Annotated in this window: 24 protein-coding genes; 7 read left to right on the top strand and 17 right to left on the bottom strand. The window is 70.3% G+C overall.

Annotated features, from left to right (window positions below; genetic code table 11):
* Positions 1-24 precede the first annotated feature (24 nt).
* From ACFY1E_RS16785 to ACFY1E_RS16765, 5 genes are all read right to left on the bottom strand, one after another.
* Positions 25-2,352 (bottom strand): ABC transporter permease, encoded by a 2,328-nt coding sequence (locus ACFY1E_RS16785; protein WP_389076338.1) that lies wholly within the window; start codon positions 2,350-2,352, stop codon positions 25-27.
* Positions 2,349-3,035 carry an ABC transporter ATP-binding protein gene (locus ACFY1E_RS16780; protein WP_389076336.1) on the bottom strand — a complete coding sequence of 229 codons (687 nt, stop codon included), beginning with the start codon at positions 3,033-3,035 and terminating at the stop codon, positions 2,349-2,351. Before ACFY1E_RS16780 ends, ACFY1E_RS16785 begins: the two co-directional genes overlap by 4 nt.
* Complete coding sequence (locus ACFY1E_RS16775) at positions 3,032-3,556, bottom strand: PadR family transcriptional regulator (RefSeq protein ID WP_365836432.1); 525 nt, start codon at positions 3,554-3,556, stop codon at positions 3,032-3,034. Before ACFY1E_RS16775 ends, ACFY1E_RS16780 begins: the two co-directional genes overlap by 4 nt.
* 152 nt (positions 3,557-3,708) lie before the next feature.
* Positions 3,709-3,966, bottom strand: coding sequence for a hypothetical protein (locus ACFY1E_RS16770; protein ID WP_078912344.1), 258 nt, complete (start codon positions 3,964-3,966; stop codon positions 3,709-3,711).
* Positions 3,963-4,880 (bottom strand): SPFH domain-containing protein, encoded by a 918-nt coding sequence (locus ACFY1E_RS16765; protein ID WP_389076333.1) that lies wholly within the window; start codon positions 4,878-4,880, stop codon positions 3,963-3,965. The genes ACFY1E_RS16770 and ACFY1E_RS16765 overlap by 4 nt, the downstream gene beginning before the upstream one ends.
* A gap of 275 nt (positions 4,881-5,155) precedes the next feature.
* Here ACFY1E_RS16765 and ACFY1E_RS16760 point away from each other — a divergent pair, with 275 nt between their 5' ends.
* A complete protein-coding gene (locus ACFY1E_RS16760; RefSeq protein ID WP_389076331.1) occupies positions 5,156-7,534 on the top strand; it encodes a transglycosylase domain-containing protein in 2,379 nt (792 codons plus the stop codon).
* Between the two features lie 58 nt (positions 7,535-7,592).
* Here the strand turns inward: ACFY1E_RS16760 and ACFY1E_RS16755 are convergent, their stop codons facing one another.
* From ACFY1E_RS16755 to ACFY1E_RS16730, 6 genes are all read right to left on the bottom strand, one after another.
* The gene (locus tag ACFY1E_RS16755) at positions 7,593-9,689 is read right to left on the bottom strand and encodes a SpoIIE family protein phosphatase (protein ID WP_389076329.1); all 2,097 of its coding nucleotides are present in this window, start codon (positions 9,687-9,689) and stop codon (positions 7,593-7,595) included.
* Between the two features lie 307 nt (positions 9,690-9,996).
* Positions 9,997-10,698 carry a DUF402 domain-containing protein gene (locus ACFY1E_RS16750; RefSeq protein WP_389076326.1) on the bottom strand — a complete coding sequence of 234 codons (702 nt, stop codon included), beginning with the start codon at positions 10,696-10,698 and terminating at the stop codon, positions 9,997-9,999.
* A gap of 72 nt (positions 10,699-10,770) precedes the next feature.
* On the bottom strand, positions 10,771-12,159 hold the full coding sequence (locus ACFY1E_RS16745; protein WP_389076324.1) for a class II fumarate hydratase: 1,389 nt from the start codon (positions 12,157-12,159) through the stop codon (positions 10,771-10,773).
* Between the two features lie 85 nt (positions 12,160-12,244).
* Entirely contained in the window at positions 12,245-13,045 is an 801-nt protein-coding gene (locus ACFY1E_RS16740; RefSeq protein WP_389076323.1) for a DUF2690 domain-containing protein, read from the bottom strand.
* Between the two features lie 232 nt (positions 13,046-13,277).
* Entirely contained in the window at positions 13,278-13,793 is a 516-nt protein-coding gene (locus ACFY1E_RS16735; RefSeq protein ID WP_389076320.1) for an SH3 domain-containing protein, read from the bottom strand.
* Positions 13,794-14,344: 551 nt separating this feature from the next.
* A complete protein-coding gene (locus tag ACFY1E_RS16730; protein ID WP_389076318.1) occupies positions 14,345-16,012 on the bottom strand; it encodes a fumarate hydratase in 1,668 nt (555 codons plus the stop codon).
* Positions 16,013-16,191: 179 nt separating this feature from the next.
* Between ACFY1E_RS16730 and ACFY1E_RS16725 the strand changes: the two genes are divergently transcribed.
* Positions 16,192-16,893, top strand: coding sequence for a DUF1707 domain-containing protein (locus ACFY1E_RS16725; protein ID WP_389076316.1), 702 nt, complete (start codon positions 16,192-16,194; stop codon positions 16,891-16,893).
* A 174-nt stretch (positions 16,894-17,067) separates the two neighbouring features.
* Positions 17,068-17,445, top strand: a complete 378-nt coding sequence (locus tag ACFY1E_RS16720; protein ID WP_115906155.1) for a WhiB family transcriptional regulator — start codon at positions 17,068-17,070, stop codon at positions 17,443-17,445.
* A gap of 172 nt (positions 17,446-17,617) precedes the next feature.
* Here ACFY1E_RS16720 and glpX read toward each other — a convergent pair whose 3' ends face one another.
* Positions 17,618-18,652, bottom strand: a complete 1,035-nt coding sequence (glpX, locus tag ACFY1E_RS16715) for a class II fructose-bisphosphatase (protein ID WP_389076314.1) — start codon at positions 18,650-18,652, stop codon at positions 17,618-17,620.
* A gap of 127 nt (positions 18,653-18,779) precedes the next feature.
* Here glpX and ACFY1E_RS16710 point away from each other — a divergent pair, with 127 nt between their 5' ends.
* Positions 18,780-19,301 carry a DUF4245 domain-containing protein gene (locus ACFY1E_RS16710; protein WP_389076312.1) on the top strand — a complete coding sequence of 174 codons (522 nt, stop codon included), beginning with the start codon at positions 18,780-18,782 and terminating at the stop codon, positions 19,299-19,301.
* A gap of 98 nt (positions 19,302-19,399) precedes the next feature.
* On the opposite strand, the gene ACFY1E_RS16705 is transcribed toward ACFY1E_RS16710, so the two are convergent.
* The 3 genes from ACFY1E_RS16705 to xseA form a co-directional block, all read right to left on the bottom strand.
* Positions 19,400-19,990, bottom strand: coding sequence for a malonic semialdehyde reductase (locus ACFY1E_RS16705; RefSeq protein ID WP_389076310.1), 591 nt, complete (start codon positions 19,988-19,990; stop codon positions 19,400-19,402).
* A gap of 159 nt (positions 19,991-20,149) precedes the next feature.
* Positions 20,150-20,380 carry an exodeoxyribonuclease VII small subunit gene (locus ACFY1E_RS16700; protein ID WP_266959600.1) on the bottom strand — a complete coding sequence of 77 codons (231 nt, stop codon included), beginning with the start codon at positions 20,378-20,380 and terminating at the stop codon, positions 20,150-20,152.
* 47 nt (positions 20,381-20,427) lie between these two features.
* Entirely contained in the window at positions 20,428-21,645 is a 1,218-nt protein-coding gene (gene xseA, locus ACFY1E_RS16695; RefSeq protein WP_389076307.1) for an exodeoxyribonuclease VII large subunit, read from the bottom strand.
* Positions 21,646-21,726: 81 nt separating this feature from the next.
* On the opposite strand from xseA, the gene ACFY1E_RS16690 reads away from it, so the two are divergent.
* Together ACFY1E_RS16690 and ppgK are read left to right on the top strand one after the other, a co-directional pair.
* The gene (locus ACFY1E_RS16690) at positions 21,727-22,737 is read left to right on the top strand and encodes a 4-hydroxy-3-methylbut-2-enyl diphosphate reductase (RefSeq protein WP_389076304.1); all 1,011 of its coding nucleotides are present in this window, start codon (positions 21,727-21,729) and stop codon (positions 22,735-22,737) included.
* A gap of 29 nt (positions 22,738-22,766) precedes the next feature.
* The gene (gene ppgK / locus ACFY1E_RS16685; protein WP_389076302.1) at positions 22,767-23,522 is read left to right on the top strand and encodes a polyphosphate--glucose phosphotransferase; all 756 of its coding nucleotides are present in this window, start codon (positions 22,767-22,769) and stop codon (positions 23,520-23,522) included.
* A gap of 4 nt (positions 23,523-23,526) precedes the next feature.
* On the opposite strand, the gene ACFY1E_RS16680 is transcribed toward ppgK, so the two are convergent.
* On the bottom strand, positions 23,527-24,117 hold the full coding sequence (locus ACFY1E_RS16680; protein WP_389076299.1) for a DUF6542 domain-containing protein: 591 nt from the start codon (positions 24,115-24,117) through the stop codon (positions 23,527-23,529).
* A gap of 199 nt (positions 24,118-24,316) precedes the next feature.
* On the opposite strand from ACFY1E_RS16680, the gene ychF reads away from it, so the two are divergent.
* A complete protein-coding gene (ychF, locus tag ACFY1E_RS16675; RefSeq protein ID WP_351462166.1) occupies positions 24,317-25,405 on the top strand; it encodes a redox-regulated ATPase YchF in 1,089 nt (362 codons plus the stop codon).
* Positions 25,406-25,475: 70 nt separating this feature from the next.
* Here ychF and ACFY1E_RS16670 read toward each other — a convergent pair whose 3' ends face one another.
* A complete protein-coding gene (locus ACFY1E_RS16670; protein WP_389076296.1) occupies positions 25,476-26,057 on the bottom strand; it encodes a Uma2 family endonuclease in 582 nt (193 codons plus the stop codon).
* Between the last annotated feature and the right edge of the window lie 9 nt (positions 26,058-26,066).

Below are 26,066 nucleotides of genomic sequence, written 5' to 3'. Positions count from 1 at the left end.
TGTCGGGGAGGGGCCCTGGGCCGGCTACTCGGTGCGCAGCCCGTCCGGGCGCATCAGCCGCAGCAGCGGGGGCAGGCTGAGCAGGGTCACGGTGAGTACGACACCCGCGCCGATGGCCGTCATCGACAGCACGCTCGCCCAGTCCACGGTCACCGTCTCGCCGGTCATCCGCAGCAGCACCGCGCCCAGCGTCAGCCCGACCACCGACGCCAGCAGCAGGCCCAGCGCGATCGGGATGGCCGTCTGCCACAGCACCGACAGGCTCAGCGTGCGGCGCCGGGTGCCGAAGGCGACCAGCGAGGACAGCAGCTTCTTGCGCTCCCGCAGCTGCTCCAGCTGGGAGACCAGCAGACTCGCGCCGATCAGCATCAGGACGCAGGTCGCGCCCACGAACAGGCCGTTGCGGATGGCGCGGAACTGCAGGTCCACCTTGCCGGACGTCAGGGCGTACACGTCCGCCAGCGGATCCAGCCGCGCGGCGGTGTTGCGCGCGTACTCGCGGGCGTCCGGCACCGAGGGATCCAGCGCGACGAACACCTCCTGGCTCAGGCCGGCCACCGTCGCCGCGGGCAGCGCGCCCGAGGCGAACAACAGGCCGCCGCGCTCGTAGCCGGTCGGGTCCTCGCGCTGGGAGGCCGTCTTGATTCCGGCGGGCACCTTCCAGGCCGCGGTGCGGGTCTCGGTCCCGCCGTCGAACCAGAGGGTGGTGCCCGGCTTGGCGAGCTTCTTGGTGTCGTCGTCGTACCCGGTGCCGAGGATCTGGAAGACGTCGCCTTCCCGGCAGGACGGAAGCTGCGCCACCTCGCGCAGTTCCCTGCAGCTGCCGACGGCGACCTCCGTCGAGTGCTCCGGGTCCTTCGCCTTGTTCCCGGCCGAGCCCGTGGCCAGGCCCAGCGCACTGCGTACGCCCTTCGTGTGCGCGAGCTGCCGGCGGACCTGGTCCGGGGTGACACTGCCCTGCACACTGACCTGGAGCTGGGCCCGGCGCAGATCGCTGTCGGTGGCCTTGACGTAGTCGTGCTGAACGCCCGCGAACAGCATCTGCAGCGCGATCGCCCCGGCCACCGCGACGGCGATGCCGTTGACCATGCGGGCGGCCGAACCGCTGCTCAACTGCAGCCTGCGGACGGCCAGTTGCCAGGAGACCGAGCCGGAGTTCAGCCGGGCCACCGTGGCCTCGACGATCCACGGCAACAGCGCGGTGACACCGATCAGCAGCAGCACGGTGCCGCTGATCACCATCCACTCGTTGAAGTCGCCGTGGGTGTTGCCCTGCCCGACCATCGGGTACAGCAGCGCGAGACCGCCCAGCGGCAGCAGCAGTCGCCACCACAGCCGGCGGCGCGGCGGCTTCGCCGTACGGACCACGCCGAGCGGTTCGATGACGACCCCGCGCAGCGCGAACAACGTGACCAGGACGGCCGCGGCCGGTACGGCGACGGCGACGAGCGCGACGAGCAGGGGCGACGGGTTGAGGTCGCTGGGGAACACGCTGATGTCCCGCACCACCAGCAGCCCCGCCGACTGCCGCCCGGCCAGGAAGAAGAGGGTGCCGAGGGCGAGCCCGAGCAGCGCCCCCGCGAGCGCCTCGCCGCCCGCGACCCGGCGCGCCATCCCGCCGTCCGCCCCGACCAGCCTGAGCGCCGCCAGCCGGCGGTCGCGCCGCTCGCCGCCGAAGCGGACGGCGGCAGCGATGAACACGCCGACGGGCAGCAGCAGCACCACGAAGATGATCATGATGAGGAGGAGCAGGACCGGGTCGAGCTCGTCCTGCTGGTGCCCGGGGGAGGGCCCGAAGTAGTTGATCCGCTCGACGGAGCCGCCCGACAGATGGTGCTCCAGCCCGGTCGCCCCCGCGTAGTAGGCGAGTTCGGCGGGCCCGATGACCCCGGAGTGCGCGATCGTCCCGACGACGCGATAGGGCAGCCGCTCGCGCAGCAGCTTGCCGGAACCGGACTTCAGCAGCTCCCGCAGCGCGGGCGAGACGACCATCTCGCCCTTTCCGGGGAACTTCGCGACGCCCGGCGGCAACGGCGCCTTCACGCCCTCGGGCTCCAGCAGCCGACCCCGCACGTCCGTACCGCGGAAGGTGGTGTCGGCCTTGCCGATGATCAGCGTGTCGTCCTTCTTCGGCAGCGCCTTCTCGCTGTACGTGAAGTCGTCCCGGGCGGTGCTGCGCTCGTCCCGCGCGGACAGGGCGCTGGGTATCGCCGTGGTCAGCAGCAGCAACGCCACTCCGAGCCCGACGCCCACGGCCGTCAGCACGGCCCGCGTCCACCCCTCACGCCCACCGGCGAAGGCGAACCGCACCCCCATGGCCAGGTCCCTGGCCCACTGCCCCCGCACCTTCATACGATGCGCTCCATGTCCCTGGACTTGCCGTCCCGTACGACGATCTCGCGGTCCGAGTACGCGGCCACCCGGGCCTCGTGCGTGACGAGGACGACGGCGGCGTTGGTGGACCGGGCGGCGTCCGTGAGCAGATCCATCACGCGCTCACCGTTGAGCGAGTCGAGCGCGCCGGTGGGCTCGTCCGCGAACAGCACCCGGGGGCTGGTGACCAGCGCCCGGGCGACGGCGACGCGCTGCCCCTGACCGCCGGAGACCTCACCGGGCCGCTTCTTCGCGAGGTCGTCGACCTCCAGCCGCTCCATCCACGTCAGCGCGGTCCGCTCGGCCTCCTTGCGGGAGGTGCCGTTGAGCCTGAGCGGCAGGGCGACGTTCTCGACGCAGGTCAACTCCGGTACGAGCTGGCCGAACTGGAAGACGAACCCGAACTCGGAGCGCCTGAGCGCACTGCGCTCCGCATCGCTCATGGTCGCCATCTCGCGCCCGGCGTACAGGATCGACCCGGAGTCGGGCGTCACGATCCCCGCGAGACAGTGCAGGAGCGTCGACTTGCCGGACCCGGAGGGGCCCATCACGGCGACGACCTCACCGGGGTGGATGGAGAACTCGGCGCCGTCGAGCGCGGTGGTCGGCCCGTACGACTTGCGCAGCCCGTCGGCGACGAGCAGGGAACCTGCGGGAGTCACTTGGCCACCACCTCCGCGAGCTTGTCGAGGCGCGCGGCGGTGAGCTCCAGCCAGCGCAGGTCGGCCTCCAGATGGAACAGGGCGTGGTCGCAGATGAGCTGGTCGGCCAGGTCGCCCTTGCGCTTCCGGTCGGTGAGGATGCGCATCATCCGCAGGTGCTCGGAGCGCTGTGTGTCGAGGATGTCGGCCGCGTTGCGGTGGGTGAGCAGGGCGAGGACGACCTTGGTGTACAGCGTGGACTGCAGATACGGCTCGGGCGCCTCCGGCGTCGCGAGCCAGCGCTCCACGTCGGTGATCCCGGCGTCGGTGATCGCGTACCGCTTGCGCTCGGGCCCGCCGCCCGCCTCGATGCCGTCGACCTCGACGAGCCCGTTCTTCAGCAGGCGGGACATCGTCGAGTAGACCTGGCCGTAGTGCAGCGGCCGGTCGTGACCGAACTTCTCGTCGAAGGCCCGCTTCAGGTCATAGCCGTGGCGGGGCCCGGACTCCAGGAGTCCCAGAAGAGTGTGACCGATGGACATGTCCACGACTCTACACATGGTGTATACGCCTTGCGTATACGCCCGGTGTTTAGATCATGGCGCGGTGTACAGCCGGCTCACAGCTCCGCAGGTGGGAGCCGATTGTCATGGTTCTGCAACAAGCCCGTCCGGCGTTCGAGGACGAGGCGCGTTCAGGCCGACGGGGGCCTGGGGGCCGAGCCCCCGGGCGGCCGCCCACGACGGGGAATCGGCCCCGCCTCCCCGGGCAACCTCCCGGCCTCCGCGAGAGCACGCCGCAACAAGAACTCGATCTGGGCGTTCGCGGAACGCAGTTCGTCGCCGGCCCACCGGGCCAGCGCCTCGTAGACGGACGGGTCCAGCCGCAGCAGCACCTGCTTGCGCTGCTGCGGCCGGCGCCGGGGCGAGGCCCCCTCGGAAGGATCCGTCACTGGTAGAGGGTCCCGGTGTTGAGCACGGGCTGCGGGGCGCGGTCCCCGCAGAGCACCACCATCAGGTTGGACACCATCGCCGCCTTCCGCTCCTCGTCCAGTTCCACGATGTCCTGCTCGGCGATCCGGGCGAGCGCGGCCTCGACCATCCCCACCGCTCCGTCCACGATCTGCCGCCGGGCCGCGACGACCGCCCCGGCCTGCTGCCGCTGAAGCATCGCCGAGGCGATCTCGGGAGCGTACGCGAGATGTGTGAAGCGCGACTCGATGATCTGCACCCCGGCCGCCTCCACGCGCGCGTGCAGCTCTGCGGCCAGCTTCTCGGTGATCTCCTCCGCGTTGCCGCGCAGCGAAAGCCCGCCCTCGTCGTGGGCGTCGTAGGGGTACTCGATGGCGATGTGGCGTACGGCCGCCTCGGTCTGCGTGGCGACGAACTCCAGGTAGTTGTCCACCTCGAAGGTGGCCTGCGCGGTGTCGCGCACCTTCCAGACCACGACCGCGGCGAGCTCGATGGGGTTGCCGTAGGCGTCGTTGACCTTGAGGACGGCGGTCTCGTGGTTGCGCACCCGGGTGGAGATCTTCGTGCGCGAGGTGAAGGGGTTCACCCAGCGCAGGCCGTCCTGCCGGATCGTCCCCCGGTAGCGCCCGAAGAGCTGGACGACCCGCGCCTCGCCCGGCGCCACGGTGTTGAGGCCGCGCAGCGAGATCAGCGCCGCGACGAGGACGACGACACCGCCGGCCGCGAAGGCCGGATTTGCCTGCGCGGCCGCGAACAGAACGCCGGCGACCAGGAGTCCGAGCAACCCGAGCAGCAGCGCGAGCGCGCCGCCGATGCTGTGCGCGGTGAACTCGCGGACGCGGGGCGCGGGCATCTCCGGTATGTCGGTGTCGGGAGCGTTGTCGTGTATGGGCATGGGTGGTCCCCCGTTGGCGTGGTGCGGTCTGGTTGGCATGCTTTCAAGCGAAAGCGTGAGCCTATCTAAGTGATATCACTTTACCCCTCAGAAGCAACCCTGAACCCCTCTCGGTCGTCGGTTCCATCGGGGCGGGTGCTGATTGTCACGTCCGCAAAAGAGCGGATCCACCGACCTTTGTCACATCTCCCGGTGTTAGCTTTCTGAGCTGACCTGTGCTGGCGAACCTGTGTGGCAGATGAGCACACATGACCGAAGCGGAGCGGAACGGACCCATGGGACGAGCGGAAGAGAGACGAGCGCGACAGCGTGGTGGCCGCCGCGCGGCGCCCCCGACGCGCTCGTCCGGTACGGCAGGACCGGCGGACCTCTCCGGGCCGGAGCCCACCGTCATAGGCGGCCGTGCCGCGGCGCGCAAGGCCGCCAAGGGCAAGGCGGGCCGCGGCAAGGCGGGCAAGGGCAACGGCAAGGAGGGCAAGAGCTTCATACGCCGGCTCTTCACCTGGAAGAAGATCGTCGGGACCTTCTTCGTGCTCTGCCTGCTCGGCATGGGCGCCTTCGTCGCGCTGTACATGATGATCAAAGTCCCCGACGGCGGCAACCCCGACGCGACGCTGCAGAGCAACGTCTACAAGTACAGCGACGGCTCGCTGCTGACGCGCGACGGCCAGAAGAACCGTGAGATCGTCGATCTGTCCAAGGTGCCCAAGGCCGTCCAGCACACCTTCGTCGCCGCCGAGAACAAGACCTTCTACGAGGACAACGGCGTCGACCTCAAGGGCACCGCGCGAGGCATCCTCAACACGCTCTCCGGCAAGGGCGCACAGGGCGGTTCGACGATCACCCAGCAGTACGTCAAGAACTACTACCTGACGCAGAACCAGACCATCTCGCGCAAGCTGAAGGAACTGGTCATCTCGCTGAAGCTGGACCGGACGAAAACCAAGGACTTCATCCTCGCCGGCTACATCAACACCAGCTACTACGGCCGCGGCGCGTACGGCATCCAGGCCGCGGCCCAGGCCTACTACCACGTCGACGCCCAGAAGCTCAATGTCCAGCAGGGCGCCTACCTCGCCGCGCTCCTCCAGGCACCGAACCAGTACGACTGGGCGATCGCGACCCCCACCGGCAAGAAGCTGGTGCAGGCCCGCTGGAACTATGTCCTCGACAACATGGTCGAGAAGAACTGGCTGGACAAGTCCAAGCGCGAGCAGATGAAGTTCCCGACCCCCAAGGCCCCCAAGGCCGCGCCCGGCATGGGCGGCCAGACCGGCTACCTGGTGGACGCGGCCAACGCCCAGCTGGCCAAGCGGCTGGTGACCCAGGGCACGGCCGACAACTTCAACGACGCCATGAACGTGGTCAAGGCCGGCGGCTGGACCATCACGCTCAACATCGACAAGAAGAAGCAGGCGGCGCTGGAGAAGGCCGCCAAATCACAGCTGACCAGCAAGCTCGACCCGAAGAAGCGCACGGTCGACGGGGAGGTCCAGGCCGGTGCCGTCTCCGTGAACCCGAAGACGGGCGCGGTCGTCGCGATGTACGGCGGGCAGGACTACTACAAGCACTACCGCAACAACGCGACCCGCACGGACTACCAGCCCGCGTCGACGTTCAAGCCGGTGATCCTCGCCGCCGCCCTGGACGAGGCCGCCCAGACACAGAGCGGTCAGGCCATCGGCGCGAACACGATCTACGACGGCACCAACAAGCGCCAGGTCGTGGACAGCAACGGCAACAAGGTCGGCTTCGCCCCCGAGAACGAGGACCACAGGAGCTACGGCCCTATAACCGTCCAGACGGCGATGAACCAGTCCGTGAACTCCGTCTTCGCGCAGATGGGCGCCGACGTCGGCATGAAAAAGGTGCTCAAGGTCGCGAGCCAGCTCGGCATGGACACGGCTGGCCTCGATCCGGTGCCCGCGCAGACCCTCGGCACCATGGGCGCGAGCCCGCTGCAGATGGCCGGCGTCTACGCGACCCTCGACAACCACGGCAAGCAGGTCACCCCGAGCATCATCAAGTCCGTGGAGAACAGCAGGCATTCGGTCACCCTGCCGAACCCGATCGGCGACTCGGTCATCAGCCGCGAGGCCGCCGACACGGTCACCTCGGTGCTGACCGGCGTGGTCAACGACGGTACGGCCCAGAAGTCGGTCGAGGCCAACCCCAACCGCGACGACCGCAAGGTCGCCGGCAAGACGGGTACGTCCGACGAGAACCGCTCCGCCTGGTTCACGGGCTACACGCCCGACCTGGTCACCTCGGTGGGCCTGTTCGGCGAGTCCAAGAGCGGCGCGCAGGTCTCGATGTACCACGCGGGCGGACTGCCCCGCGTCAACGGTGGCACCTTCCCGGCGGAGATCTGGGCGGCGTACACCTTCGACGTCTCCGCAACGGGCCTCAAGTTCGACCTGGACACCACGCAGGGCGCCGCGGTCCAGCCGACCTGGACGCCGTCGCCCACGGCGTCCCCGAGCCGGACGCCCAGCCCGTCGGCGACGACCAAGAAGCCGACCCAGACGCCGACGCAGACCCCCACGCAGACGCCGACCCAGACCCCCACGCAGACGCCGACGCAAACCCCCACGCAGACGCCGACGCAGACGCCGACCAACCCGGCAGACCCGCTCAACCCCAACGCTCAGTAGCAGCGGCCCAAAGCGAAGGGCGCCCGGTGACCACCGGGCGCCCTTCGCGTGCCATTGCTCAGTTCTGGTTCAGCTCGAACCAGACCACCTTCCCGGTGCTCAGCCGGGTCGCCCCCCACCGACGGGCCAGCCTGTTCACCAGGTACAGCCCACGACCGCCCTCGTCCGTCGCCCGTGCCTGCCGCAGCCGCGGCAACTGCGGTACGTCGTCGCCGACCTCGCAGCGCAGTACGTCGGTGCGCAGCAGCCGTAGCGTGACCGGGCGGGACGCGTAGCGGACGGCGTTCGTGACGACCTCGCTGACGAGGAGCTCCACGGAGTCGCTGAGGTCCTCCATGCCCCAGCGGGACAGTGCGCGCCGGGCCAGCCGGCGGGCGCGGCCGGGTGCCGCGTCCTCCGGCTCCAGGAACCAGTACGCCACATCGCTCGGCGCGATCCCGTCGAAGCGGGCGGCGAGCAGCGCGATGTCGTCGTCCCGGTCACCCGGGCCGAGCATGTCGAGCACCTCGTCGCAGAGCGCTTCCAGCGGCGGCGGATGGTCGGGGCCGGTCAGCTGTGCGGTCGCGGCGAGCTTCTCACGCAGCTGCTCTATACCGGTCCACACGTCCCGCAGCCGGGACTCGACCAGGCCGTCGGTGTACAGGAGCAGCGTCGCCCCGGCCGGTGCGTCCAGCTCCACGGCCTCGAAGTCGACGCCGCCCACACCGATCGGCGCACCCGGCGGCACCCGCAGCACTTCGGCGCGGCCGCCCAGGTGCAGCAGGACCGGCGGCGGATGACCGGCGTTGGCGATGGTGATGCGGTGCGAGACCGGGTCGTACACGGCGTAGAGGCAGGTCGCCATGCGGTCGGTGCCGAGGCGCTGGGCCTGTTCGTCGAGGTGGTGCAGGACCTCCTGCGGGGGCAGGTCGAGGCCCGCCAGGGTCTGGGCCGTGGTCCGAAGCTGGCCCATGATGGCCGCGGACGTCATGGAGTGGCCCATCACGTCACCCACCACCAGCGCGACCCGGCTGCCGGGCAGCGGGATGGCGTCGTACCAGTCGCCGCCGACCCGCGCTGTCTCCGCAGCGGGCAGATAGCGGGACGCCAGCCGTACGCCGGTGGGCCGCGGGAGGGTCTCCGGCAGCATGGTGCGCTGCAGCTCGTCGGCGATGTACGCCTCCCGCCCGTACAGCACCGCCTTGTCGATGCCCAGGGCGCTGTGCGTGGCGAGCTGGGCGGCGACCAGGAGGTCGTCGGCCTCGAAGGCCATGCGCTCGGGACGACGCAGGAAGAGGGCGGCGCCGATCACCCTGCGGCGGCCGCGCAGCGGGGCCAGGATCGCGCGCTGTCCGCCGGGTACGACGAACTCGCTGCCGTCGCCCAGCAGTTCGGGCAGGGCGGCGCGGGCGGCGGGCGCGTCCGTGAAGACCGGGCGGACCCCGCGCAGCACCTCGGCGAGCGCGCTGCCCGGCCGTACCTCGCACAGTTCGGCACCGACCGCGTCGAGCCCCGTCATCTCCGGCGGCTCCGGCTGCAGGGCGGGCGAGAAGCCGCCCTCGGTGTCCCGCTCCGCGGGGATCCGGTCGGTGCGCCGCAGCCGCAGCAGGAGCGGGCCGGTGGGCCGCTCGTCGCCGACGGGCAGCGGGTCGCGCAGATAGACGAGGATCGCGTCGGAGAAGGTCGGCACGGTGGCCCGGCACAGGCCCATGACGATCTCGTCGAGGTCGATGCCGCGGGCGATCCGCCGGGTCGCGGCGCCGACGAAGCGCAGCCGGTCGCCGTCCCGCCGCATCGGCGTGGGCTGCCCGGGCGTCGTCATCCCCTGACCGGTGCGGCGCTCCTGGGCGCCGGCCCCCTGCGGCCGGTCCTGCGTGCCGTCCGGCTGGTCCGGGATGGTCTCGGGCACGGGGCGCGGACGGTGCGTGCCGGGTTCCAGGGCTTCCGAGGCGGCGGGCTGCGAGTGCTCGGGGCCGGTGGTGTCGGAGGGGGGCGAGACCGGGTCCTTTCCGTGGCTTCCTTTGCTGCACGGCGTGGCCGTACCCGGCGTCGACGGGGTCTCCCCGGTGCGCGCCTGTGCAGGTAAAGCGGCCGTGGTGGAGGGCGTCTGGGTGTGCAGGAGCGCCCCGCGGGGGTCCGCGGGGTCGGCGCCCGGCTGCGGGCGCTCGAAGGACATGGGGTGCTCCGTCACGCGTGTCGAATCCGTCCGTCCGGGGCTGCGCATTGCGAGCGCAGTTGGTCCCGCAGGAATCCCGATACCCGGAATACGTGTCCCCGGAACGGAATTCCCGCGTGGTCAGAGGCTGTTGTCGTGCCACCGGCGAACCGTTCACGGCTCGCTGCGGTGTTGCCCTCGTACCCCTCGCTCACGTCCTGCCGCCCCTCGGTGACGATCGGTCAAGCCCAGCGCATGCTCCGGCAGTTGCCACTGCACCTTGCGGAGGACGATCCTACGGTTGTGGACCGGGGGCGCATCAAGAGTCTCACGAGGACGCATGCGCGGGCGTACGGTCCCAGTCCTCCGGCAAAGACGGTACAGCCCAGGACGGATCCGGGCGCCAGTGCTGCCAGCCGTCGCTGAACGGCGCGCCCCAGGCGCGGATCACCTCCACCGCCGACCGGCCCGCCCTGCGCACCTGTTCGGCGGCCGACGCGTCCATCAGCCCGTCCTGCTGGGCCTGCGCGAACTCGTCCTCGTCACGCCAGTGCCAACTGCGGTCCGGGTGCACCGAGATGTCCAGGAAGTGGTCCTCGGAGTCGACCCCGCCGTCCCAACGCACCAGCGGAGATTCCAGATTCACGTACCAGTTCTTGAACCGCCAGCCCGGCTCCCAGAACAACCACACCGACCAGGGCTCGCCGGGGCGGGCCAGCTTCAGCACGCCGGTGCCGAACCAGTGGTCGAGCTGGACGGTACGGGGCTTGGTGTAGCGGGACTGGAGGGGCTCGACGTGCACCGGGGTGCCGTCGGCGAGGACGGGCTTCACGCACTCGGTGCCGGGTGCCAGCCAGACGGCGAGCAGTTCCTCGTCGTCCCGGACGACGGTGACGGGGCGTGCGATGTGGAAGCGTTCGCCCGCGTTCTCCCGGTAGCGCCACAGGACCTGTGTCCCGGGGGTCCAGAACCCCGTCCGCACCGCCGCAGCCGCGTCCGCTTCCGCTCTCATCGCTCCACCCTCTGCCATGAACAGATATTAGGTGCCCCCGGCATACGACGCTGCGGCGCGCGTCACGGTTCGCGACGGTGCGACGAATGGTTACGGATGCGTCATCCGCAGGACATCCAGGGCCTCGTCGAGCTGCTCCGCCGTGAGGTCGCCGCGCTCCACGTACCCGCTCTCCAGGACGACTTGGCGGATCGTCTTCTGCTCCGCGAGGGCCTTCTTGGCGACCTTGGCGGCCTCCTCGTAGCCGATGTACTTGTTGAGCGGAGTGACCACGGAGGGTGAGGACTCGGCGTACTCGCGGGCCCGCTCCCGGTTCGCGGTGATCCCGTCCACGGTGCGGTCGGCGAGCAGCCGCGAGACGTTGGCCAGCAGCCGGACCGACTCCAGGACGTTCCTGGCGATGACCGGCAGCATCACGTTGAGCTCGAAGTTGCCGGCGGCTCCGGCGGTGGCGACGGTGGCGTCGTTGCCCACGACCTGCGCGGCGACCATGAGCACGGCCTCGGGGATGACCGGGTTGACCTTGCCGGGCATGATCGACGAACCGGGCTGGAGGTCGGGAAGGTTGATCTCGGCGAGCCCGGTGCGCGGTCCGGAGGCGGCCCACCGCAGATCGTTGGCGATCTTGGTCAGCCCGACGGCGACGGTCCGCAGCTGTCCGCTGGTCTCGACGATCCCGTCCCGTGCGCCCTGCGCCTCGAAGTGGTTGCGCGCCTCGGTCAGCGGCAGCCCCGTGACGCGGGCGACCTCCTCGATGACGGCGGCGGAGAAGCCGGGCGGGGTGTTGATGCCGGTGCCGACCGCCGTCCCGCCGAGGGGCAGCTCCGCGAGGCGGGGGAGCGCGGCGTGCAGCCGCTCGACGCCGTAGCGGATCTGGGCCGCGTAGCCGCCGAACTCCTGGCCCAGGGTCACCGGCGTGGCGTCCATCAGATGCGTCCGCCCGGACTTCACGACGTCGGCGAACTCCTCGGACTTGCGGGTGAGGGCGTCGGCGAGGTGCTCCAGGGCGGGGATCAGGTCGTGGGTGACGGCGGCGGTGGCGGCGATGTGGATGGAGGACGGGAAGACGTCGTTGGACGACTGGGAGGCGTTCACATGGTCGTTGGGGTGTACGTCCCTGCCGAGCCGCTCGGTCGCGAGGGTGGCGATGACCTCGTTGGTGTTCATGTTCGACGAGGTGCCGGAACCGGTCTGGAAGACGTCGATCGGGAAGTGCTCGTCCCAGTCCCCCCGGGCGACCTCCTCGGCCGCCTCCTGGATCGCCTCGGCGATGTCCTTGTCGAGCACCCCCAGCCGCGCGTTCACCTTCGCGGCGGCGCCCTTGATCCGGGCCAGGGCCTCGATGTGGGCGCGCTCGATGCGCTGGCCGGAGATCGGGAAGTTCTCGACGGCACGCTGTGTCTGGGCCCGCCACTTGGCGTCGGCGGGGACGCGGACCTCGCCCATGGAGTCGTGCTCGATGCGGTAGTCGTCGCTCATGCCCGTATAGCGATCGGGGAGCCGGGGATGTTCCGGACCTTGGGCCGGCCGGGGCGTCGGGTCGTTGCGCGGGCCGGTGTCCTCGTCAGCGGCCCGGCGCTCCGAACCGGCCGGTGCACACGGGCTTTTCGGCCACCTCGGCGCAGGCCTGGGCCCCGCGCGGGTCCGGAGCGGCCAGCATCGGGCTGCTGAACCCGTCGGACTTGTCGCCCTGGTACTCCGCGGACAGCTCGTCCTGGCCCGACCTGATCCAGATCTGCCGCGCGCCGCCCGTGCGGGTGCGCAGCTCGGACCAGACCGTGGCGCAGGACGGTGAGAACCGCAGCAGCACCACCTCGGCGGCCCGGGCGACCGTGCTCTCGGTGCGCGCGTCCCGGGCGCAGGTCTCGGAGGTGGGGAGCTCCCCCTGGCAGTCGCTGCCATGGCAGGAGGCGGCCGTCCTGGGTGCCGCCGTGTGGCCGGGGTCCAGGACGTCCGCGGCGGCCGCGGTGACCGCCACGGTGGCGGCCATGGTGGCGAGGGCGACGACGGCACGGCTCGGCCGCGGGATGCGGCGGCGCCGTACGGCGTCGGGCGGTACGGACGGGTCCGGCTGCCGCTTCGCGACGGTCGCGCCGTCGGCCTGTGCCCGTGCCGCGGAGTCCCAGAGGGCGAGCAGCGGGCCGGGGTCGGCGTCGGCGAGCCGTACGAGCGCCACGACGGCGGCCCGGGGCGGGAACTGATCGCCGTTCAGATAGCGGTGCCAGGTCGACTTGCTGAACGGGGTGACGCCGGCCAGTGCGGCCAGGCTCAGTCCCGTCCGCTGCTTGAGGGCACGCAGCCGCTCCGTCAGGAGCCGCCCGTCGTCCTGCGACGCGTCGGGCAGCGGCTGCCTCTGGACCGTCACGTGGCTCTCCATCTCGCTCCCTCGCCATGCCGGGGTGACCGCCCTGATGTGTTCCCGGCGGCGGCGCCCGGCCATACCGCGATCACCGGAATATGAAGGGGAGTTGACTGAGTTGACCTGCGATTACGCCGAGTGGGGGTGTGATCGGCGGATTACCGGACGGCATCTCCCGGCGGGCTGGTGCGCCCGCCGGGAGGTACCGGGGATCACGACCGGTGCGGTCGAGGAGGCGTCAGCACCAGCGGACGGTGCCGAGGTTGCGCACGTAGCGGGCGGAGACCCAGCCCCTGTGGTGGGCGAGCCGGTACCAGCGGTGGTTGCCGCGGACGCCGGAGCCCCGCACCTTGCAGGTGATGGCCACGCTGGAGCCCACCGGCCGCGAGCCGACGACCCGGTAGCCGGTACCCGGCCCGGAGCGGACGTTCAGCGGCAGACGGTGGGTGGCGACGTTGCCCCAGGTGTGGCTCCTGACGATGTGCCGGACGCCGTGGACGTGCCGGTGGTGGCGCGTGGCACGTCCCTTCGCGTGCCGGTGGCCGTGGTGGCACTTCGGCGCCTTCGGCTTGGCGGGCAGCGTGGACGGCGCGGGGGCCGGCTGCCACGCCGGCACGGAGATCTGCGGGGGAGTGGAGTTCAGCGCGTGGGCCTGCTGCGGGGCCGGCCCGGCGGAGGCTACGGCCGCCACCGGGAAGACGGCGACGACCGCGAACGCGGCCACAAGGCCGCTGCGCAGTGAGCGTCGGATCATGGATTGTCCCTCCGAGATGACCTGCGGATCACGGGCTGTGATCCAGTCAGCACGGAGCGTTTCCGGCGAAGTTCCCAAAGATGCCGTCCCACTCGTTCCTGGGACGAACTGGGACGACACTCAGGCGTCACCGCAGCAACACGGCATACCGCCGCCGTCCCGGGACTGCATCTTCTCCTCCCGCCAGGCGTATTGGGTCTTCCGCCCGCCGGGCGTTTGGGTCTTCCGCCCGTCCGGTGTGTGGGGCTTTCGGCCCGCGCGGCGTTTGAGTCTTTTCAGCCCGTCCGGCGTTTGAGGACGAGGCCGTTCAGGCCGATCGGGGTCCGGGGCGGAGCCCCGGCGGGGTGGGGGGGCGGAGCCCCGCGAGGGGTGCGAGGGGCGCGGTCCCCGACGGGGTTCGGGAGCGGAGTCCGGCGAGGGGTGCAGGGGATGTAGTCCCCGGCGGGGTGCAGGGGCGGAGCCCCTGGCGGGGTCGAAGGGGCGGAGCCCCTGGGGATGGGACGGGTAGGGGCGGCGGGGGCGAGAACCGTCCCCCGCCGCACCCGCAGGCGCTACGCCAGCCCAGGCCCACGCACCGGGATCGACGTGAACGTCGGCGCCGGCGCCGGGTCCTGGAAGAAGTCGTTGCCCTTGTCGTCCACCACGATGAACGCCGGGAAGTCCTCGACCTCGATCTTCCAGACCGCCTCCATGCCGAGCTCCTCGTACTCGACGACCTCGACCTTCTTGATGCAGTCCTGGGCGAGCCGCGCGGCCGGCCCGCCGATGGAGCCGAGGTAGAAGCCGCCGTGCGCGCTGCACGCGTCCGTGACCTGCTTGCTGCGGTTGCCCTTCGCGAGCATCACCTTGGAGCCGCCCGCCGCCTGGAACTGCTCGACGTAGCTGTCCATGCGGCCGGCCGTGGTCGGCCCGAAGGAGCCGGACGCATAGCCCTCCGGGGTCTTCGCCGGGCCCGCGTAGTACACCGGGTGGTCCTTCAGGTACTGCGGCATCTCCTCGCCCGCGTCCAGCCGCTCCTTGATCTTGGCGTGCGCGATGTCGCGGGCCACGACCAGCGGGCCGGTGAGGGAGAGGCGGGTCTTGACCGGGTACTTCGTCAGCTCGGCGAGGATCGACTCCATCGGCTGGTTCAGGTCGATCTTGACGACGTCCCCGTCCTGCTCCAGGTGCTCGTCGGTCGTCTCCGGCAGGAACCGCGCCGGATCCGTCTCCAGCTGCTCCAGGAAGACACCCTCCGCCGTGATCTTCGCGACGGCCTGGCGGTCGGCCGAGCAGGACACGGCGATCGCGACGGGGCACGAGGCGCCGTGCCGCGGCAGCCGCACCACCCGCACGTCATGGCAGAAGTACTTGCCGCCGAACTGCGCCCCGATCCCGATCTTCTGCGTCAGCTCGAAGACCTTCTCCTCCAGCTCCTTGTCACGGAAGCCGTGACCGAGCTCCGAACCCTCGGACGGGATCTCGTCCAGGTAGTGCGCGGAGGCGTACTTCGCGGTCTTCAGCGCGTACTCGGCGGACGTACCGCCGACGACGATCGCCAGGTGGTACGGCGGGCAGGCGGCCGTACCGAGCGAACGGATCTTCTCCTCCAGGAACTTCATCATGGAGGCCTCGTTCAGAACGGCCTTCGTCTCCTGGTACAGGAACGACTTGTTGGCGGAGCCGCCGCCCTTCGCCATGAACAGGAACTTGTACGCGCCGCCGTCGGTGGCGTAAAGCTCGATCTGCGCCGGCAGGTTGGAGCCGGTGTTCTTCTCGTCCCACATGGTCAGCGGGGCCATCTGCGAGTACCGCAGGTTGAGGTTGAGGTACGCGTCGTAGATGCCCTTCGACAGCGCCGCCTCGTCGCCGCCCTCGGTGAGCACGTTCTGTCCGCGCTTGCCCATGACGATCGCCGTGCCGGTGTCCTGGCACATGGGGAGCACGCCCGCGGCCGCGATGTTCGCGTTCTTCAGCAGGTCCAGCGCCACGAACTTGTCGTTGCTGGACGCCTCGGGGTCGTCGATGATGCGCCGCAGCTGGGCCAGGTGCGCGGGCCGCAGATAGTGCTGGATGTCGTGAATGGCCTCCTCGGCGAGCTTGCGCAGCGCCTCCGGCTCCACCTTGAGGAACGTCCGCCCGTCGGCCTCGAAGGTGGACACACCTTCGGAGGTCACCAGCCGGTACGGGGTGGTGTCCTCTCCCATGGGGAGCAGATCGGTGTACGCGAACTCAGGCATCTCAGCCCATTCCTCACTCGACAGACGGCGCCCGCCGTCATTGGCGGGCGCTCACCAGCGTAGAACCTGCCGCTGACACCGGGCTTGTGAGGTAAGGCTCAGTTCGAGAACCGTATGGGTTTTCCACAGGTCCCGATGAGGGGTAGTCGCGATCTATCGCGTTTCGGTACGCTGCTGTCGTGGACCTTCAGAAGAGCGACCGACACCAGGAGTCGGCACCGCGCGTTTCCGAACTGCGCGCCTCGGACGCCGACCGTGACCGCATCGCCGACCTCCTGCGCGACGCCCTCGCCGAGGGCCGCCTGACCGCCGACGAGCACGCCGAGCGCGTCGAGGGCGTGCTCGCCGCCAAGACGGTCGGCGAACTGGAGGTCTTCATACGGGACCTGCCCGCGGCCCACCAGCACCGCGCGGCCCCCGCCTTCGCCGCCGCCCCGAGCCGCCCCACGGTGGGCGCGATCCCGGCCGACCCCGACGACAACGTGGTGGCGGTGTTCAGCAGCGCCGTCCGCAAGGGCCGCTGGCGCGCGGGGCGCCGCATCCATGCGTACGCGATCTTCGGCAGCGTGGAGATAGACCTCAGCGAGGCCCTCTTCGAGTACCAGCAGGTCGCGATCAAGACGTTCTCGTTCTGCGGCAGCGTCGAGATCCGCGTTCCGGAGAACGTGTCACTGCGCGGCACCGGCGGCGGAGTCCTCGGCAGCTTCGAGGTGGACAACCTCGACTCGACCGAGGCGAACGCCCCGGTGGTCTACGTCGACGGCTGGGCCGTGCTGGGCAGCGTCGAGGCCCGGCCGAAGCGGGGCAAGCTCGTCGCGGACATCCTCGACCGGGTCCAGCACAAGGTCGACAAGAGTTTGCGCAAACACCTGAATCGTTGACGGTTGTTAATTCGGGCGCGGCCGCAGGGCATTGGTCCACCCGCGGTCGCGCGCCCGAGGCGCTCGCGAGCACGCGAAATCCAGCGGTTCGGAACTCAGTGCATAGGCTCGCGCACAGCGGGTAGGCCTTGCTGCATCGTCGCTCGCTCGCGAAGCCGTCGTCAGGAGTAGACCGTGCTGCAACCGCCGCATTCGTCCCTGCAGGTAGCTGCCGTTCCGGCCCAGCGGGTGCCAGTGCGGGACAGGGACCAAGACGCCCCATGGCACACCGAGGCGGTGTGCCGGCGCGATGAGGCCGGCCTGTTCTTCGCACCTTCCAAGGAACCCACCGCCGCCCGGCTCTCCCGCGAGGAGGCGGCCAAGCGCGTCTGCGCCCGCTGTCCCGTCATGGTCGAGTGCCGCGAGCACGCGCTGCTGCAACCGGAGCCCTACGGCGTCTGGGGCGGCCTCACCGCCGCCGAACGCCGCGTGGTCCTGGCGCGCAGGCGCCGCCGCGAGATGGAGCTCAAGAAGACGGCACGCGCGCAGGGCCGTATAGCGGCAGCGGGCTGACGCCCAGCGCACACACACCGATGGGGCGCCCCCACCGCACCGGGGGCGCCCCATCGGTGTCACAGCTGCCGGTGCTTCTGGAGCGCGGGGTACTGCACTTCCCCGGGGGCGCGAGGAACTGCGCGATCAACCACGACTCACCCGCACCCGGCGACGCACGGAGACCCCCGAGCTATTTGGCGCGATCAAAATCAATCGCGCTGTAAGCGCGCAACTTGCTCAGCCGATGCTCGGAGTTGATCTGCCGCACCGTCCCCGACTTCGACCGCATGACGATCGACTCGGTGGTGGCGGTCTCCGACCGGTACCGAACCCCCCGCAGCAACTCCCCGTCCGTGATCCCGGTCGCGACGAAGAACACGTTCTCGCCGGCGACAAGGTCGTCGGTGGTGAGCACCCGGTCGAGATCGTGCCCGGCGTCGATCGCCCGCGCCCGCTCCTCGTCGTCCTTGGGCCACAGCTTGCCCTGGATCGTCCCGCCCAGACACTTCACGGCGCACGCGGAGATGATGCCCTCCGGCGTACCGCCGATGCCGAGCAGCATGTCGACGCCGGTGCCCTCGCGCAGCGCGTAGATCGACCCGGCGACGTCACCGTCGGAGATCAGCTTGATGCGCGCACCGGCCTCCCGGATCTCCTTGATGATCCCCTCGTGCCGCGGCCGGTCGAGGATCACCACCGTCACGTCCTCCGGCGTGGAGCGCTTGGCCTTGGCGACGCGGCGGATGTTCACGGACACCGGCGCGTCGATGTCGACGAAGTCGGCGGCCTCGGGCCCGGTGACCAGCTTGTCCATGTAGAAGACGGCGGACGGGTCGAACATCGACCCGCGGTCCGCGGCCGCCAGCACGGCGATCGCGTTCGGCATGCCCTTGGCCGTCAGGGTGGTGCCGTCGATCGGGTCGACGGCGATGTCGCACTCGGGCCCGGTCCCGTCACCGACGCGCTCGCCGTTGAAGAGCATCGGGGCCTCGTCCTTCTCGCCCTCGCCGATGACGACCACGCCGTTCATCGACACGGTGGAGACGAGGGTCCGCATGGCGCGCACCGCGGCGCCGTCGGCGCCGTTCTTGTCGCCCCGCCCGACCCAGCGACCCGCGGCCATCGCGGCGGCTTCGGTCACCCGGACGAGTTCGAGGGCGAGGTTGCGGTCGGGGGCTTCGCTGGGGACTTCGAGCTCGGACGGCAAGTGATGATGCTCGGTCATCGAGGCGCACCTTTCTGATACGACGACGGCCGGATGAGGGTTCGACCCTCGACTCTATCCTCAGTCCGACAAAATGAGCAGGGGACCCCACGGATGAGCGAGCCGGGCACCTGCGACGATAGGGGACGTGGCAGGTTCGAACGGCAAGCAGAAGACGGTCCGGGACATGGTTCTCTCCCTGGGCCTCATCGGGATCGCGGCGGCACTCATCTACGTGTTCATCCCGCACGACGACTCGCCTCCGGACCTCCCGCGGGTCGACTACCGCGTCGAACTGCTCACGGCGCGCCGCGCCGCCGCCTACCCGGTGGCCGCACCCGAAGGCCTGTCCAAGGACTGGAAGGCGACCTCGGTCCGCTTCCAGGGCGACCAGTTCGACGCCTGGCACCTGGGCTTCCACACGCCCGACGGCCAGTACGTACAGATCGAGCAGTCGACTCAGAAGCCGTCGACGTTCATCGACCAGGCGACCCAGGGGGCGAACGCCACGAAGGCCACCGAGGAGATCGCCGGCCGCACCTGGACCCGCTACACCGGCGGCCGCTACGACGCCCTCGTGCTCCCCGGCAAGGGCTCGACGACGGTGGTCGCGGGCACGGGCTCGTTCCAGCAGCTGACGGAGATGGCGCAGGCGCTGAAACTGGCCTAGGTCCCGCCCACCGGACTGCACGGGAAAGGCCCCCGGCTTCGTCGCCGGGGGCCTTTGTCCTGCGGGGTCGCTCAGAGCCGTCCGTCGTGCGGGGCCGCTCAGACCGTCGTGACGACCTCGTCGTAGGCGAGGCGCGGGGAGCGCGGGAACCAGGCGTCCTCGCCCGGCTTGCCGATGTTGACGACCATCAGCGGGGTGTGGTCGGCGTCCAGGAACTCCTTCTGGACGCCCGCGAAGTCGAGGCCGGTCATCGGGCCGGCGGCGAGACCGGCGGCGCGGACGCCGATGATGAAGTAGGCGGCCTGCAGCGCGGCGTTCAGGCCGGCGGCACCCTCGCGGGCCGGGCGCTCGGAGAAGAAGACGTCCTTGGCGGCCGGGAAGTGCGGGAAGAGGGTCGGCAGCTCCTCGTGGAACTCGTTGTCCGCGGAGAGGATCGCGACCAGGGGCGCGGTGGCGGTCTTGGGCTGGTTGCCCTCGGCCATGTGCTTGACCAGGCGCTCACGGGCCTCGGCGGAGCGGACCAGGGTGATGCGCAGCGGCGACTGGTTGAAGGCGGTCGGGCCGTACTTGACCAGGTCGTAGATCGCCTGGATCTGCTCGTCGGTCACCGGCTCGTCGGTGAAGGTGTTCGCGGTACGGGCCTCGCGGAAGAGCAGGTCCTGGGCGGCGGGGTCAAGAACGAGAGACATGCGGGAACTTCCTCGGGATGGCGCCGGGATCCGATCCGGACCGTGGTCCGGATCGACTGACGGGACCGACGGTACGCGAAGGAAGGTTCAAGGTTCAACTATAACTGGACCGTAGTGATCCGCCTCACAGCAGACCACCGCCCATCGCCTCGTCGTGCGCTACTCGCCGTCGGCCTCCTCCGCGGCCTCTTCCTCCGCGAGGGCCGCGTCCAGCCGGGCGCGCGCCCCGTCCAGCCAGCGCCGGCACACCTTGGCCAGCTCCTCGCCCCGCTCCCAGAGCGCCAGGGACTCCTCCAGCGTCGTACCGCCCGCCTCGAGCCGTCGTACGACCTCGATCAGCTCGTCCCGTGCCTGCTCGTAGCCGAGCGCCTCATCCACCTTGCTGGTCATCCGCCCACCCTATGCATCGACTCGGACCGTCCCGTGTTCCCGTGCTCTCAGCGTTCCCGGTCGGCCCGGACCACCGTGAACTCACCCTCGGCCACCCGCGCCCGCAGTGTCTCGTCCGCCCCCACCTCGTCCGGGGCGCGGACGACATGCCCGTCGGACTTCTGCAGCACGGCGTAACCGCGCTTCAGGGTCGCGGCGGGGGAGAGGGCCACCACGCGTGCGTGCGTGTGCGTCAGCTCGGAGGCGGCGCGGTCCAGAAGGTGCCCGAGCGTGCGCCGCGAACGGTCGACCAGCGAGGCGACATGATCGGCCCGCTCGTCGATCATCCGGTGCGGATCCTGTATCGAGGGCCGGGCGAGCGCCTGGGCGAGCCCGCGCTCCTCCCGCTCGACGAGCGCCTCGACGCACCGCCGGGCCCGGTTGCGCAACTGCTGCACGCGCTCGTACTCCTCCCCGACATCCGGTACGACCTTCTTGGCGGCGTCGGTCGGGGTGGAGGCCCGCAGGTCGGCGACGTAGTCGAGGAGCGGGTTGTCCGGCTCGTGCCCGATCGCCGACACGACCGGCGTACGACACGCGGCGACGGCGCGCACGAGCTGCTCGTCGGAGAACGGAAGGAGATCCTCCACGCTCCCGCCCCCGCGCGCGACGATGATGACGTCCACCTCGCCGGCCTCGTCCAGCTCCTTCACGGCCTGCACGACCTGCGGAACGGCGTGCACGCCCTGCACGGCCACGTTGCGCACCTCGAAGCGGACCGCGGGCCAGCGGTGCCGGGCGTTCTCCAGGACGTCCCGCTCGGCGGCCGAGGCGCGGCCGCAGACCAGCCCGATGAGCTGCGGCAGAAAGGGCAGCGCCTTCTTGCGCTCGGGCGCGAACAGCCCCTCGGCGGCGAGGGACTTCTTCAACTGCTCCAGCCGCGCCAGGAGTTCACCCACTCCCACGGGCCTTATCTCGGCGGCCCGCAGGGACAGCTGCCCGCGCGGCGCGTACCACTCCGGCTTCGCGAGTACGACGACCCGCGCACCCTCGCTCACCACATCGGCGACGGCGTCGAACACCTGCCGGTAGCAGGTGACGCTGACCGAGATGTCGTACGACGGATCCCGCAGGGTCAGGAACACCACCCCGGCGCCGGGCCGCCGCGAGAGCTGAGTGATCTGCCCCTCTACCCAGACGGCCCCCAGCCGGTCGATCCACCCACCGATGAGCCGCGACACCTCACCGACGGGCAGGGGCGCTTCTGCGGACGTGTTGAGAGCCATGCGGCGAGCGTAACGGCCACGACTGACAACTCCGGGCTGCGTCCTTCAGCCCGTCCGGCCGCCCCCGAACCCGGCCTTACGATGGACCGTATGACTGCTTCGCCTGGCCGCCGTGTCCTGCTCGCCGCCCCCCGGGGCTACTGCGCGGGTGTGGACCGCGCCGTGATCGCCGTCGAGAAAGCCCTGGAGCAGTACGGGGCTCCGATCTATGTCCGGCACGAGATCGTGCACAACAAGTACGTCGTGCAGACCCTGGAGAAGAAGGGCGCCGTCTTCGTCGAGCGCACGGAGGAGGTCCCCGAGGGGAACATCGTGATGTTCTCCGCGCACGGCGTGGCCCCGGTCGTCCACGAAGAGGCCGAGCGCGGCAAGCTCGCCACCATCGACGCGACCTGCCCGCTCGTCACCAAGGTCCACAAGGAAGCCGTCCGCTTCGCCAAGGAGGACTACGACATCCTCCTGATCGGGCACGAGGGCCACGAGGAGGTCATCGGCACCTCCGGCGAGGCCCCCGAGCACATCACGCTCGTCGACGGCCCGGGCGATGTCGCCAAGGTCGAGGTCCGTGACCCCTCCAAGGTCGTCTGGCTCTCCCAGACCACGCTCTCCGTCGACGAGACGATGGAAACCGTCGACGCCCTGAAGGAGAAGTTCCCGCAGCTGATCTCCCCGCCCAGCGACGACATCTGCTACGCCACCCAGAACCGCCAGCTCGCGGTGAAGCAGATGGGCGCCGAGGCCGAGCTGGTGATCGTCGTCGGCTCCCGCAACTCCTCCAACTCCAAGCGGCTCGTCGAGGTCGCCAAGCTGGCGGGCTCGCGCGAGGCCTACCTCGTGGACTTCGCCGACGAGATCGACGAGGCCTGGCTGGAGGGCGTGTCCACGGTCGGCGTCACCTCCGGCGCCTCCGTCCCGGAGGTCCTGGTCGAGCAGGTCCTGGAGTGGCTCGCACAGCGCGGCTTCGAGGACGTCGAGATCGTCAAGGCGGCCGAGGAGTCCATCACGTTCTCGCTGCCCAAGGAGCTCCGCCGCGACCTGCGCGAGGAGGCGGCGGCGCTGATCGCGGAGCGAACCGGCACCTCGCCGGAGTGACTGTCAGTCGTCCGTCGTAACGTAGAGCCATGCAGATCTTCGGTGTGGACATCGGTGGATCCGGGATCAAGGGCGCCCCTGTGGACCTGGACAAGGGCGACCTGGCGGAGGAGCGCTGCAAAGTGCTCACTCCGCACCCGGCGACACCCGACGGCGTGGCGGACGGCGTGAAGCAGGTCGTCGAGCACTTCGGCTGGACCGGCCCGGTCGGCCTCACCTTCCCCGGCGTGGTCACCGGCGGGTCCACCATCCGCACGGCGGCCAACGTCGACAAGAGCTGGATCGACACGGACGCGCGCGCGTTGTTCGGCTCCCGCCTGGGCGGCCTGCCGGTGACGGTGGTCAATGACGCGGACGCGGCGGGCGTCGCCGAGATGCACTTCGGCGCGGGCCGCGGCCGCCGGGGCACGGTCATCCTGCTGACCTTCGGCACCGGCATCGGCAGTGCCCTGTTCGTCGACGGCACCCTGGTGCCCAACACCGAGCTGGGCCACCTGGAGCTGCACGGCCACGACGCGGAGAAGCGCGCCTCCAGCAAGGCCAGGGAGGACGGCGAGCTGACCTGGGAGCACTGGGCGCACCGCGTGCAGAAGTACCTCGCCCACGTCGAGATGCTGTTCTCACCCGAGCTGATCGTCATCGGCGGCGGCGTCAGCCGCAAGTCCGAGAAGTTCCTGCCCTTCATCGACGGCATCAAGGCGGAGATCGTCCCGGCGCAGCTGCAGAACAACGCGGGGATCGTCGGCGCGGCGATGCACGCCGCGGAGAGTCAGAGCCGGGCCTAGCCGGCTAGTACCGGGGCGGACGGGGGCCGCCGGTGCGTCGACGGCGCATCAGGGCCGCCTTCCGTCCCGTGACGATCAGGCCCGCGACGAGGGTTCCCCCGTACAGCCACCCGGCCTGTGTGGCCAGTGCCGTCACCAGGCCCATCAGCCGGCCGAGCAGTCCGCCGCTGCCGTCGGCCACCGGGAGCAGGCCCGCCGCGAAGGCGATCGGTACGACGACGGGTGCGGTCGCCAGGTCGCTCTTGCGCACCCAGATCGTGGTCAGCAGGCACACCGGCAGGAACAGCACGCCGTACAGCGTCAGCGACGCCCCGAACAGCAGCTGGTCGAGACAGCCGAGCGTGAACATCACCGCCCCGCTGAACAGTCCGCTGCCCAGCCCGGTCAGCCGCGGGTTGGGCAGCCGCCGTACGGCCTCGGCCGGCGGCGGGCCGGGCTGCCGCGCCGCCGGGCGGGTGGCGGGGCGGCGCTGTCCGGCAGGTCGCGCACCACCGCCCGCACCCCCACCGCTTCCGCCGCGCTTCGCCTGCGGGGGCAGCGGGGGCGTGCCGCGTCGTGCTCCGTTGTGCGGTGGTCCCGACCCGTGTTGCTCCACCGGACCAACTTAGGTCGGTTTATGTGCGCAATCGCCCCTCAGACACGCCGAGGGGCGGACCCTGGCCAAGCGTTCGACGGGGCGCCGGGGCGGGGACCGGTACGCCGTAGACTGGTGGATCGGCCCGCCCGTGCACCGAAGAAGGACCGGGCCCACCGCCCCAGTCCCCTGATCTCTCTCACGTACGGGAAGTCGCAACGTGTCGCTCACGATCGGAATCGTCGGCCTGCCGAATGTCGGCAAGTCGACCCTGTTCAACGCCCTGACCAAGAACGACGTGCTCGCGGCCAACTACCCGTTCGCCACGATCGAGCCCAATGTGGGCGTCGTCGGCGTCCCCGACCCCCGGCTGACGAAACTGGCCGAAATCTTCTCCTCGCAGCGCATCCTCCCGGCGACCGTCGACTTCGTCGACATCGCGGGCATCGTGAAGGGCGCGTCCGAGGGTGAGGGCCTGGGCAACAAGTTCCTCGCGAACATCCGTGAGTCCGACGCGATCTGCCAGGTCATCCGCGCCTTCAAGGACGAGAACGTCGTACATGTCGACGGCAAGGTCTCGCCGAAGGACGACATCGAGACGATCAACACCGAGCTGATCCTCGCCGACCTCCAGACCATCGAGAAGGTCCTGCCCCGGCTTCAGAAGGAGTCGCGGATCAAGAAGGACGTGGCTCCCAAGGTGGCGGCGGTCGAGGCGGCGAAGGAGATCCTGGAGAAGGGCGACACGCTGTTCTCGGCGGGCATCGTCCAGGGTTCCGGCAACGAGGAGCTTCTCCACGACCTGCACCTGCTGACCACGAAGCCCTTCCTCTACGTCTTCAACGTCGACGAGGACGAGCTGGTCGACGAGGACTTCAAGGCCGAGCAGCGTGCCCTGGTCGCGCCCGCCGAGGCGATCTTCCTCAACGCCAAGCTGGAGGCGGACCTCGCGGAGCTCGACGAGGAGGACGCCATGGAGCTCCTGGAGTCGGTCGGCGCCGAGGAGCCGGGCCTGACGACCCTCGCGCGCGTGGGCTTCAACACTCTCGGCCTGCAGACCTACCTCACGGCCGGCCCCAAGGAATCCCGCGCCTGGACCATCAAGAAGGGCGCCACCGCCCCCGAGGCCGCCGGTGTCATCCACACCGACTTCCAGAAGGGCTTCATCAAGGCGGAGGTCATCTCCTTCGAGGACCTGGTGGAGACGGGTTCGGTCGCCGAGGCCCGCGCGAAGGGCAAGGCGCGGATGGAGGGCAAGGACTACGTGATGCAGGACGGGGACGTGGTGGAGTTCCGGTTCAACGTGTGAGCGGCCGGAAGGGGCCGGGCTCTGTGAGCCCGGCCCCTTCCACGTTCCCGTGCCGACCTGGTGCCGGCTGCTACTTGCGCCTCGGCGGGGTGAGCTGGTCGAGATCCAGGCTGATCTCGAAGGGCACAGGCCGCTTCAGGGTGCCCCGGAAGATGCCGGCGGGTGCGTAGACGCCGGTCGGTTCGTCGAGTTCGTAGACATGCACGACCGGGGCGCCGTTCTCGTCCTCGATGCACCAGTAGTGCGGGATGCCGGCCTCGGCGTACTTGCGGAGCTTGATCGTGCGGTCGCGGTGCGCGGACTCGGGTGAGACGACCTCGATGACGAGTCGCACCTCATCAGGCGTGAACCAGGTGCGGTCGCCGTCGTAGGCGGCCGTCGTCAGGAGCAGATCGGGCTCGGGCCGGTTGCGCTCGTCGAGTTTTATGGTCATCTCGCGGCCGACGCTGACATCGCTGGGTGCCTGCCCCATGAGGGCGACAGTGAGCATGGTGACGAGGTGGCCGTGCCACCATCGCTGGGGCGACATCATGAAGACGAGAGCTCCGTCGATCAGCTCGGTGTGGCGGGGTGCCTCGGGCAGGTGGTCCAGGTCCTCCGCGAACCAGCCTTCCTCGCGCGGCGGGCGCATCCAGTCGGGCAGTGCGGTCATGGCTAAACC

This window comes from Streptomyces sp. NPDC001604 (assembly GCF_042893475.1).
GTDB lineage: Bacteria > Actinomycetota > Actinomycetes > Streptomycetales > Streptomycetaceae > Streptomyces.
The sequence above is the reverse complement of the archived record's forward strand: the minus strand, read 5'-3'. Positions and strand labels throughout refer to the sequence as shown.